General features: G+C 42.6%; 10 protein-coding genes and 1 tRNA gene. 7 read left to right on the top strand and 4 right to left on the bottom strand.

All coding sequences use genetic code 11. From position 1 onward, the window contains the following. Window positions 1-125 precede the first annotated feature (125 nt). Genes truA through Q4A91_RS08655 form a run of 3 tightly spaced genes read left to right on the top strand, consistent with a single transcriptional unit; the run spans window position 126 to window position 2,077 of the window. Window positions 126-875: a tRNA pseudouridine(38-40) synthase TruA gene (truA, locus tag Q4A91_RS08665; protein ID WP_303213651.1), complete on the top strand. Its 750-nt coding sequence runs from the start codon at window positions 126-128 to the stop codon at window positions 873-875. Further along, on the top strand, window positions 865-1,638 hold the full coding sequence (locus tag Q4A91_RS08660; RefSeq protein WP_303213649.1) for a bifunctional hydroxymethylpyrimidine kinase/phosphomethylpyrimidine kinase: 774 nt from the start codon (window positions 865-867) through the stop codon (window positions 1,636-1,638). Before truA ends, Q4A91_RS08660 begins: the two co-directional genes overlap by 11 nt. Continuing rightward, window positions 1,616-2,077, top strand: coding sequence for an ECF transporter S component (locus Q4A91_RS08655; protein WP_303213647.1), 462 nt, complete (start codon window positions 1,616-1,618; stop codon window positions 2,075-2,077). The genes Q4A91_RS08660 and Q4A91_RS08655 overlap by 23 nt, the downstream gene beginning before the upstream one ends. 40 nt (window positions 2,078-2,117) lie before the next feature. On the opposite strand, the gene Q4A91_RS08650 is transcribed toward Q4A91_RS08655, so the two are convergent. The 4 genes from Q4A91_RS08650 to Q4A91_RS08635 all read right to left on the bottom strand — a co-directional run bounded on the left by Q4A91_RS08650 (window position 2,118) and on the right by Q4A91_RS08635 (window position 6,973). Continuing rightward, on the bottom strand, window positions 2,118-3,200 hold the full coding sequence (locus Q4A91_RS08650) for a Xaa-Pro peptidase family protein (protein ID WP_303213645.1): 1,083 nt from the start codon (window positions 3,198-3,200) through the stop codon (window positions 2,118-2,120). A 126-nt stretch (window positions 3,201-3,326) separates the two neighbouring features. Continuing rightward, on the bottom strand, window positions 3,327-4,109 hold the full coding sequence (gatD, locus tag Q4A91_RS08645; RefSeq protein WP_303213643.1) for a lipid II isoglutaminyl synthase subunit GatD: 783 nt from the start codon (window positions 4,107-4,109) through the stop codon (window positions 3,327-3,329). Continuing rightward, the gene (murT, locus tag Q4A91_RS08640) at window positions 4,109-5,452 is read right to left on the bottom strand and encodes a lipid II isoglutaminyl synthase subunit MurT (RefSeq protein ID WP_303213641.1); all 1,344 of its coding nucleotides are present in this window, start codon (window positions 5,450-5,452) and stop codon (window positions 4,109-4,111) included. The genes gatD and murT overlap by 1 nt, the downstream gene beginning before the upstream one ends. A 204-nt stretch (window positions 5,453-5,656) precedes the next feature. Next, complete coding sequence (locus Q4A91_RS08635; protein WP_303213639.1) at window positions 5,657-6,973, bottom strand: FAD-containing oxidoreductase; 1,317 nt, start codon at window positions 6,971-6,973, stop codon at window positions 5,657-5,659. 349 nt (window positions 6,974-7,322) lie between these two features. Between Q4A91_RS08635 and Q4A91_RS08630 the strand changes: the two genes are divergently transcribed. From Q4A91_RS08630 to Q4A91_RS08615, 4 genes are all read left to right on the top strand, one after another. Further along, window positions 7,323-8,885 carry a DEAD/DEAH box helicase gene (locus Q4A91_RS08630; protein WP_303213637.1) on the top strand — a complete coding sequence of 521 codons (1,563 nt, stop codon included), beginning with the start codon at window positions 7,323-7,325 and terminating at the stop codon, window positions 8,883-8,885. 282 nt (window positions 8,886-9,167) lie between these two features. Next, window positions 9,168-9,956, top strand: a complete 789-nt coding sequence (codY, locus tag Q4A91_RS08625) for a GTP-sensing pleiotropic transcriptional regulator CodY (protein ID WP_000940724.1) — start codon at window positions 9,168-9,170, stop codon at window positions 9,954-9,956. Further along, a complete protein-coding gene (locus tag Q4A91_RS08620; protein ID WP_303213633.1) occupies window positions 9,956-10,531 on the top strand; it encodes a cysteine hydrolase family protein in 576 nt (191 codons plus the stop codon). The genes codY and Q4A91_RS08620 overlap by 1 nt, the downstream gene beginning before the upstream one ends. 80 nt (window positions 10,532-10,611) lie before the next feature. After that, window positions 10,612-10,697 (top strand) — tRNA-Leu (locus Q4A91_RS08615). The last annotated feature ends 95 nt before the right edge of the window (window positions 10,698-10,792 follow it).

Here is a 10,792-nt window from a genome sequence, read left to right as displayed (position 1 = left end):
AAAGCTCCATAATTTCCATAGTGGTTTTTACCCACTACAGATATTATAGAGCCGGAATTTTGTACCCATACAATTTTTGGTTTTTAAACTTGTTTACACTTTTATTTCCTGATAAAATAGAAGTTATGACAAGATATAAAGCAACTATTTCTTATGATGGTTTTGCCTTTGCCGGTTTTCAGCGCCAGCCTCATGCGAGGAGCGTTCAAGAGGAAATCGAAAAAACCTTAACGAGACTCAATAAGGGGCAAGCCATAACTGTTCACGGTGCTGGTAGGACGGATAGTGGGGTCCATGCTCTGGGACAGGTTATTCATTTTGATCTGCCCTATCAGATGGATGAGGAAAAACTCCGTTTTGCTCTGGATACCCAGTCACCAGAAGATATTGATGCGATTTCAATTGAGCTTGTGACGGATGATTTTCATTGTCGTTATGCCAAGCACAGCAAGACTTATGAGTTTATCGTGGATAGGGGCCGTCCTAAGAATCCTATGCGTCGTCACTACGCTACTCACTTTCCCTATCCGCTTGATGTTGAGCGGATGCAGATGGCAATCAAAAAGCTAGAGGGAACCCACGATTTCACAGGGTTTACAGCGTCTGGAACCAGTGTAGAGGACAAGGTTCGGACCATTACAGAAGCCAGTCTTAGTGTTGATGAGACAGGCCAATTTTTGACCTTTATCTTTTCAGGAAATGGTTTCTTGTATAAGCAGATTCGCAATATGGTGGGGACACTGCTCAAAATCGGAAATAATCGAATGCCAGTTGAGCAGATTGACTTGATTTTGGAGAAAAAAGACAGGCAGCTTGCGGGTCCAACGGCTGCACCGAATGGCTTGTATTTAAAGGAGATTCGTTATGAAGAATAATCGTATTTTAGCCCTTTCTGGGAATGATATTTTTAGTGGCGGTGGATTGTCAGCTGATCTTGCCACCTATACCTTAAATGGTTTGCATGGCTTTGTAGCTGTCACTTGTTTGACGGCCTTGACAGAGAAGGGGTTTGAAGTCTTCCCTACGGGTGATACTATTTTCCAACATGAGTTGAATAGCTTGAGTGATGTCGAGTTTGCAGGGATTAAGATTGGCCTTCTTCCTACTGTCAGTGTCGCTGAGAAAGCCTTGGACTTTATTAAGCAACGTCCTGGAGTGCCGGTAGTATTGGATCCTGTCTTGGTCTGCAAGGAAACGCACGATGTAGCTGTCAGTGAACTCTGTCAAGAGTTGATTCGCTTTTTCCCTCATGTCAGTGTGATTACGCCAAATCTTCCTGAAGCAGAATTGTTAGCGGGTCAGGAGATCAAAACTTTAGAAGATATGAAAGCTGCAGCGCAGAAATTGCACGATTTAGGAGCGCCAGCAGTCATTATCAAGGGAGGCAATCGCCTCAGTCAGGACAAGGCAGTGGATGTCTTTTATGATGGACAAACTTTCACTGTTCTAGAAAACCCTATTATCCAAGGTCAAAATGCTGGTGCAGGTTGTACCTTTGCCTCAAGCATTGCCAGTCACTTGGTTAAAGGGGATGAACTTTTACCAGCAGTAGAGAGCTCGAAAGCTTTCGTTTACCGTGCCATCGCACAAGCAGATCAATATGGAGTAAGACAATATGAAGCAAACCAAAACAACTAAAATCGCCCTTGTATCTCTTCTAACCGCCCTTTCAGTAGTCCTAGGTTATTACTTGAAAATTGGAACGGCAACAGGAATATTGACTCTCTTGGATGCAGGTATTTTCTTTACTGCCTTTTACTTTGGCAGTAAAGAAGGGGCCGTCGTTGGAGGACTAGCAGCTTTTCTGCTTGACCTTTTATCAGGCTTTCCACAGTGGATGTTCTTTAGCTTGGTAAACCATGGCTTGCAAGGATTTTTTGCAGGTTTTAAAGGGAAATGGCAATGGTTGGGCTTAGTCTTAGCTACTATCGTCATGGTAAGTGGCTACGCTCTGGGCTCAACTCTAATGAATAGCTGGTCAGCAGCCTTACCAGAAATACTTCCAAACTTCTTACAAAACACCTTGGGAATGGTTGTGGGATTTGTAGTCTTTCAGAGCGTCAAGAAGATAAAATAAAAAAGTCAGCTTCAATAGCTGACTTTTTGCTTATCTAGGTTTAATCAAAATAAAGCAAATCTTTGCTGGTGCTTGTAAAGAGGTCAAAGCCATCCTTGGTAACAACACCACAGTCTTCTATACGAACGCCGACTTTACCAGGGATATAGATACCAGGTTCAACAGAGAAGCACATGCCTTCTTCGATGACCATGTCGTTTCCTTCCATGATAGAAGGGAATTCGTGGACATCCATACCGATACCGTGACCGAGACGGTGGTTGAAGTACTCACCGTAACCAGCTTTTTCAATGACTTCACGGGCAGCGCGGTCCACTTCATGGGCAGTCACACCTGGCTTGATAAAGTCAAGGGCAGCTTGTTGGGCTTCAAGGGTCAAGTTGTAAATATCTTTTTTGAATTGGTCTGGTTTGCCGACAGCGACCGTACGAGTCATATCTGAGGCGTAGCCATTAACCATGACACCAAGGTCAAAGAGGAGAAGGGCGTCCTTTTCAACTTTGTTTGCTGCTGGGATACCGTGCGGATTTGCAGCATTATCGCCAGTCAAGACCATGGTATCAAAGCTCATTTCATAGCCTTCACGCTTCATGGCAAAGTCGATTTGTGCAATTATATCTGTCTCAGTCTTATCAAGAAAAATGTTGTCAAAACCAACCTTAACAGCCTTATCAGCATAGATACCTGCAACCATCATTTTTTGCACTTCATCAGCTGATTTGATGAGGCTCATGCGTTGGATGCGAGGAGTGAGGTTTTCAAACTCAGCAGTTTCAAAAACTGTTTTCAAACCATGGTATTTGGTCAAGATGAGATTGTCAAACTCAACAGCGACACGTTTGAAGTCAAGTTGAGGCAAAGCGTTTTTGATTTTTTGCCATGGATTTTCAGAATCCACATAGCCTACAACTGGGAAAGAAACAGTGCTGCTTGCACGCTCTACTTCAAGAGCTGGAACAAAAAGGAGGGGTTCTTGATCCGCTAGAACAAAGAGGAACATTTGGCGTTCATGGGGATCACTGTAAAAGCCAGTGAGGTAATTAATAGTGACGGGGTCAGATACGACAGCGACGTCTAGTTTTTCTGATTCAAGATATGTTACGATTTGTTGTAATTTAGACATATGCTACCTTCTTTCTACCCCTCTATTTTGGCAAAAAAAGAGAGAAAATGCAAGGGAGAAGGGTAAAAGAACATACAAAAAGAACTCCGGTAAGATAGCAGAGTTCTTTGATATAGTTTTCTTAATTTAAGAAAAGTCTGCCTTGCTTTTGACGTCGCTGTACTCTTCAGCGATTTCTTGACTGAGGATGTCCTCATAGGCAGGGAGTTGGATGTCCTGGCCGTATTTCTTCTTGAGGGCAGTAGTGACTAGACGATAAGCCAGATTAGCATTACGAGAGAGGATAGGTCCGTGGAAGTAGGAACCAAAGACATTCTTATAATGAACCCCTTCGCCGACCTTTTCCTCGTTGTTTCCATTTCCATAGACAACCTGTCCTAGCGGTTTTTGGTCATCAGAAAGGAAGGTACGTCCCTGATGATTTTCAAAGCCATAGTAGGTTTCATCAAAATCTTCATTGTGAATTTTGATGTCACCAATAAAGCGATTATTGGTCTGGTTGAGGGTGTAGTGGCCCATGACCCCTAGCCCTTCGATGCGTTTCCCTGAAGCCTCAACATAATATTGGCCCAGTAGCTGGAAACCGCCACAGATAGCTAGAACCACTCCGTCGTTTTGGATGTAGTTGTCAATGCTTTCTTTTTTAGCAGGTAGGTCGTCTGCGATGATGATTTGTTCAAAGTCTTGACCCCCACCGAAAAAGGCGATATCGTAGTGATTTTCGTCAAAGTCATCATGGAGAGAAACGATGTCAACCGTCACATGGGCTCCCAGTTTTTCAGCCACATACTTGAGCATGAGGATGTTGCCATTGTCCCCGTAGGTATTCATAAGGTTTCCATAGAGGTGGGCAATGTTGAGCTGATAAGGGTAGTTGCCAGCTTTTGAGGAAAGTGAAGTATAAACCATTAGTTCATCTCCTTTCTAACAATCTGACGACTAGCCAGCAGTTCGCGGAATTCCAGCATAGCAGTATAGGTAGCCAGGATATAGGCATGTTTGCAGTCTTGGTTCTCGATGGTTTTGAGAACTTGCTCCAGATTGCTTGTCTCAGTGATTTTCTCAGCTGGATAGCCTGTCACTCGTAGACGACGCGCGATTTCAGAATGACGAACACCACCAGCGTTGATTTCAGGAATGTCCATGTCAGTGATTTGTTCAAAGTCAGCATCCCAAATCCAGCTAGTATCAATCCCATCAGCATAGTTGGCGTTGAGAAGGACAGATAGGCTAAATGGATAAGGGGCTAGTTTGATCATCTCGATAGCCTGAGTTGCACCGACTGGATTTTTAATCAAGACAAGGGTGCATTCCTTATCACCGATATGGAAGGTTTCCTGGCGACCGAATACAGCGCGACTCTTGTCAAATCCTTGCTTGATGAGTTGGGAATCAGCCCCAAGGAAACGAGCGATGGCAACCGCAGCAAGGGCATTGTAGATATTATAGAGTCCACCGATTTGAATGCCGTATTCTTGCCCGTCAATGACAAAGCGGGAGCGATTGTTGGTCAACTCAACCAGTTCTGTCAAACGATAGTCGAGATTAGGATGTTTGCAACCACAATTTTCACAGATATAGGCCCCTAAGTTGGCATAGGTATTGTGCTCATATTTGAGGATGCCTTGACAGTCAGGGCAGAGGATACCTTCGGTATTGTAGTGAGCCAGTTGGGCCGGCCCTTTTTCCAAGTCAAAACCAAAATACTGAACTGGATTTGGAATAGATGGCTTGTAGAAAAGCGGACTGTCACCATTGAGGAGAACTGTAGCCGTAGGCACCTTACGTATGGCATCCAAAATCATCTTATAAGTCGTGTAAATCTCACCGTAGCGGTCCATCTGGTCACGGAAAATATTAGTGATAACAAAAAGGCTAGGATGGATGTAGTCACAGATACGAGATAGGCTGGCCTCGTCAATTTCGAGAACGGCAATATTTTTTCCAGTTTTAGAGGATTTGGTAGTCAAGAAAGTTGTCGTAATCCCTGTGATCATATTGGCACCGCTCGGATTAGTAAGAACCTGACCATAAACTTCTTTTAAAATGCCGACAGTGAGGGCAGTTGTCAGGGTTTTCCCGTTGGTTCCAGTGACCACGACAATCTCGTAGTTCTTAGCTAGATTTTGTAAAATATCTTTATCAAATTGAAGGGCGAGTTTTCCTGGGAGCGTACTTCCACGGCCAAGACGGCTTAAAATGAAGTGGGAAGAGCGCCCAGCTAGGAGGCCCAAAGTAGTTTTTAATTTCATGTTTCTATTATATCATAAAAGAGGGAAAAGACAGATTTGATACTCAATGAAAATCAAAGAGCAAACTAGGAAGATAGCCGCAGGCTGTACTTGAGTACGGCAAGGTGAAGATGACGTAGTTTGAAGAGATTTTCGAAGAGTATGAGATTTCGCAGAAGCAAAAACAGCCCAAATAGGGCTGTTAGCTAACAAATCAGTCTCAACTTAAATCGCAAACAAGTCATTCAAGTTCTCAGCCAAGGTTGGGTGAGTGAAGATTTGTTTTGTGAAGTAAGTGTAAGGAATCTTGTTGTCCATGGCAACAGTGATGATGTTGATGATTTCTTGAGAACCTTCTGAGAAGATAGTTGCTCCAATAATTTCTTTTGTTTCAGTATTGACAACAGCTTTGAAGGCTCCGCGAAGGTCTCCATTTACGTGACCACGAGGCATTGCTGCAACAGGGATTTCTTTCACAGCGTATGGAAGTTTCAAATCAGCTGCTTGGCTTTCAGTCAAACCAACTTGTGAAAGTGCAGGTGTGATGAACATAGTGTTTGGTACATTGAGACGGTCTTCAAGTGTGTAGCTGCCATCTCCAACAAGGTAGCTGTAGACAACGCGGAAGTCATCAAGTGAAATGTAGGTAAATTGAGGTCCACCGTTGACATCCCCAACTGCAAAGACACCAGGAACGTTTGTTTGACAATGTTTATCGACCTTGATAGCACCTCGCTCTGTTAGTTCAATATCGGTATTCTCAAGTTGAAGTGGTTCGACATTTGGTTTACGTCCAGTTGCGTAGAGAAGGGCGTCAAAACGGTAAGTTTCGTTTTCAGTTACGACGAGAACTTGGTCACCGTCGTTTTTGATTTCAGTAGTACGGATGTTTTGAAGTAATTCAATACCGTCTTCTTCCATGTATTGTTTAGCAAGAGCTGCGATGGAAGGTTCTGCACGAGGTAGGAAAGTATCCAAGGCATCTAGGACTGTAACCTTACTTCCAAGTTTGTTGTAAAGGCCTGCAAATTCAAGACCGATATTTCCGCCACCAAGGACACCAAGTTTTTCAGGCAATTTGTCCAAGTTTTGAATACCAGTCGAGTCAAAGACATTCTTACTTGTAGCAAGTCCAGGGATTGGCAAGACGTTTGAAACGGCACCGGTATTGATAACGATAGTTTCAGCAGTCAGTTCTTGTTTTTCATCACCAGCTTGGATTTCGATGACTTTGTTTGAAAGGAAGTGAGCTTCCGCATCAAAGATATCCACGCCTGTACCAGCAATAGTCGCATAGTTTTTACCGTTGAGGCGACTAGTGATAGTATTTTTGGTAGCAATGACTTCTTCAAAAGACAAATCTTTCTCAGCAGCAACTAGCAAGGTTTTAGTTGGAATACATCCGATGTTGATACAAGTTCCACCGTACATAGCTTTGCTACGTTCAACGAGGGCAACTTTTTTGCCAGCTGAAGCTAATTTACCAGCTAGTGTTTTCCCAGCTTTACCAAATCCAATAACGATTAAATCATATGTTAACATTTATAGTCCTCCTATTCGATTTTCATTCTATCATAAGAAAACACTTTTTGCACAAATCTGCTACGGGGAATGAAGTGAGTTTGAAATGGTCCCTTCAAATCCTTTGATAAACAAGTTTCAGGCCACTTTACTGTTAGAAAATCGTTTACATGATTTTCCTAAAGGATTCTACTATCTTTTGCTTCTCTCTTGTGTTATACTAGATAGGTTGCAAAGAAACTAGTACTTTTCTTTCGTAGAAAAGAAGCAACATGGTATCTCTTTTTTGTAGAAGATACGTCATGAAAAGAAAAGTATAAACTAAAGCCCTATAGGGTGGCTTCGCACCACCTTTAGAAAGAAGAAAAACGTGAAATTTAATGAATTTAACTTGTCTGCTGAATTGCTAGCAGAGATTGAAAAAGCTGGATTTGTAGAAGCCAGTCCTATCCAAGAACAGACCATTCCCTTGGCCATCGAAGGGAAAGACGTTATCGGTCAAGCTCAGACAGGTACAGGAAAAACTGCAGCCTTTGGCTTGCCAACCCTTGAAAAAATCCGTACAGAAGAAGCGACCATCCAAGCCTTGGTTATCGCTCCAACTCGTGAGCTCGCTGTTCAAAGTCAAGAGGAACTCTTCCGCTTTGGCCGTAGCAAGGGAGTGAAAGTTCGCTCAGTTTACGGTGGTTCCAGCATTGAAAAACAAATCAAGGCCCTTAAATCTGGTGCCCACATTGTGGTAGGAACACCAGGCCGTCTCTTGGACTTGATTAAACGCAAGGCCTTGAAATTACAAGATATTGAAACTCTGATTCTTGACGAAGCGGATGAAATGCTCAATATGGGCTTCCTTGAAGATATTGAAGCCATCATTTCCCGTGTCCCTGAAAATCGTCAAACCTTGCTCTTTTCAGCAACCATACCAGATGCTATCAAACGTATCGGTGTTCAGTTTATGAAAGACCCTGAGCATGTCAAGATTGCTGCCAAGGAATTGACAACAGAGCTAGTGGATCAGTACTATATCCGTGTCAAGGAACAAGAGAAATTTGATACTATGACACGTCTTATGGATGTGGAACAACCTGAGCTTGCTATTGTATTTGGTCGTACCAAACGCCGTGTAGATGAATTGACTCGTGGGCTTAAAATTCGTGGCTTCCGTGCAGAAGGAATTCATGGTGACTTAGACCAAAATAAACGTCTTCGTGTCCTTCGTGATTTTAAAAATGGGAATCTTGATGTTTTGGTTGCGACAGACGTGGCAGCACGTGGTTTGGATATCTCAGGTGTGACCCATGTCTACAACTACGATATTCCACAAGATCCTGAAAGTTATGTTCACCGTATCGGTCGTACAGGTCGTGCTGGTAAGTCAGGTCAATCTATTACCTTTGTTTCTCCAAATGAAATGGGTTACCTTCAAATCATCGAAAATTTGACTAAGAAACGCATGAAAGGCTTGAAACCAGCGACAGCGGAAGAAGCCTTCCAAGCTAAGAAACAAGTAGCGCTCAAGAAAATCGAACGAGACTTCGCAGACGAAGCAATTCGTGGGAACTTTGAGAAATTTGCTAAAGATGCTCGTAAGTTAGCTACTGAATTTAGTCCAGAAGAATTGGCTATGTATATCTTGAGTCTGACAGTCCAAGATCCAGACAGCCTTCCTGAAGTGGAGATTGCGCGTGAAAAACCACTGCCATTTAAACCATCAGGTAATGGATTCGGTGGCAAAGGTAAGGGAGGTCGTGGAGGCCGTCGTGGGGACGACCGTCGAGATCGTGATCGCCGTGATGATTTCAAAAAAGGCAGTCGTGGAAATGATCGTTTTGATAAAGACAGACGTTACCGTAATAAAGATAATAAAAAACCTCGCAACACTTCAAGCGAAAAGAAAACAGGCTTTGTTATTCGTAACAAAGGAGACAAATAGAAAAAAGCGATTCACACTGTGAATCGCTTTTATATATAAGGAGACCGATAGTAAAAGAAGATGGTGATAGTAAAGGATAGGTGAAACGGAAAGGGATTTATCATGTCATCCTCTTATAATGTTATAATATCAAAAATAAAATAGGGTGTCAATAAAAAAATCGCTTTTTTTCTAAAATATTTCTGCTGTTCAAAATTGCAATTAAATAAGCAATTTTCAGATAATTATTGAAATAAAGACTTTTCTATGTTATAATGGAAGCGATTATATGCGAGGTAAAAAATGGCACATTTATTAGAAAAAACAAGAAAAATCACGTCTATTCTAAAGCGCTCAGAAGAGCAACTCCAAGATGAACTTCCTTACAATGCGATCACACGCCAGTTAGCTGATATTATTGACTGTAACGCTTGTATTGTGAATAACAAGGGACGTCTCTTGGGCTACTTTATGCGTTATAAGACCAATAATGACCGTGTAGAACAATTCTTCCAAACCAAAACCTTCCCTGACGTCTATGTACAAGGGGCAAACATGATTTACGACACGGAAGCCAATCTTCCTGTTGAACATGATTTGACCATTTTCCCTGTGGAGAGCCGTGCGGACTTTCCAGATGGGTTGACAACTATTGCTCCGATTCATGTATCAGGGATTCGCCTAGGTTCGTTGATCATTTGGCGCAATGACAAGAAATTTGAAGATGAAGATTTGATCCTTGTCGAGATTGCGAGCACGGTTGTGGGAATTCAATTATTGAACTTCCAACGTGAAGAAGACGAGAAAAATATTCGCCGTCGTACGGCTGTTACCATGGCGGTCAACACCCTTTCCTATTCAGAACTTCGTGCCGTATCAGCTATTTTAGCTGAGCTGGATGGAAATGAAGGACAGCTGACTGCGTCTGTTATTGCAGACCGTATTGGCATTACACGCTCAGTGATTGTCAATGCGCTTCGTAAATTGGAGTCTGCGGGAATTATTGAGAGTCGCTCATTAGGAATGAAGGGGACTTATCTCAAAGTTCTAATTGGTGATATTTTTGAGGAAGTGAAAAAGAGGGACTACTAATGGCAAAAGCTTTAATCTCGATTGACTATACAGAGGATTTCGTAGCAGACCATGGAAAGCTAACTGCTGGAGCACCTGCTCAAGCAATATCAAAAGCCATTGATCAGGTAACCAGATTAGCTTTTGAGCGTGGGGATTATGTCTTTTTCACCATTGATGCTCATGAGGAGAAGGATACATTCCACCCAGAAAGCAAGCTCTTTCCACCGCACAACATCATCGGAACTAGTGGGCGTAACCTTTATGGCCCTCTAGCAGACTTTTATGCTGAGCATGAGGCGGATAGTCGCGTCTTTTGGATGGACAAACGTCACTATTCAGCTTTTTCAGGAACGGACTTAGATATCCGTTTGCGGGAACGTCGGGTTGATACTGTTATCTTAACAGGTGTTTTGACGGATATTTGTGTTCTTCATACAGCTATTGATGCCTATAATTTAGGTTATCAAATCGAGATTGTCAAGCCTGCAGTTGCCTCTATTTGGCCAGAAAATCATCTGTTTGCTCTTGGGCATTTTAAGAACACATTGGGAGCAAAATTACTGGATGAAAACCTTGCTGAAATTGAACTATAAGACTGTTGGAAAAATGAAAAAAATCTGAAAAAAGTGTTGACAAAGATTTTGAAAGTTGATATACTAGTAAAGTAATCGACGCGGGGATGGCGGAATTGGCAGACGCGCAGGACTAAGGATCCTGTGACCGCTTTAGGTCGTGAGGGTTCAAGTCCCTCTCTCCGCATAGGATAAGAGTTAGCTTTAGCTAGCTCTTTTTGTTTTTACAGGCTCTATAATATCTGTAGTGGGTAAAAACCACTATGGAAATTATGGAGCTTT

The sequence above is a fragment of the Streptococcus sp. genome (assembly GCF_030528045.1).
Lineage (GTDB): Bacteria > Bacillota > Bacilli > Lactobacillales > Streptococcaceae > Streptococcus.
The sequence above is the reverse complement of the archived record's forward strand: the minus strand, read 5'-3'. Positions and strand labels throughout refer to the sequence as shown.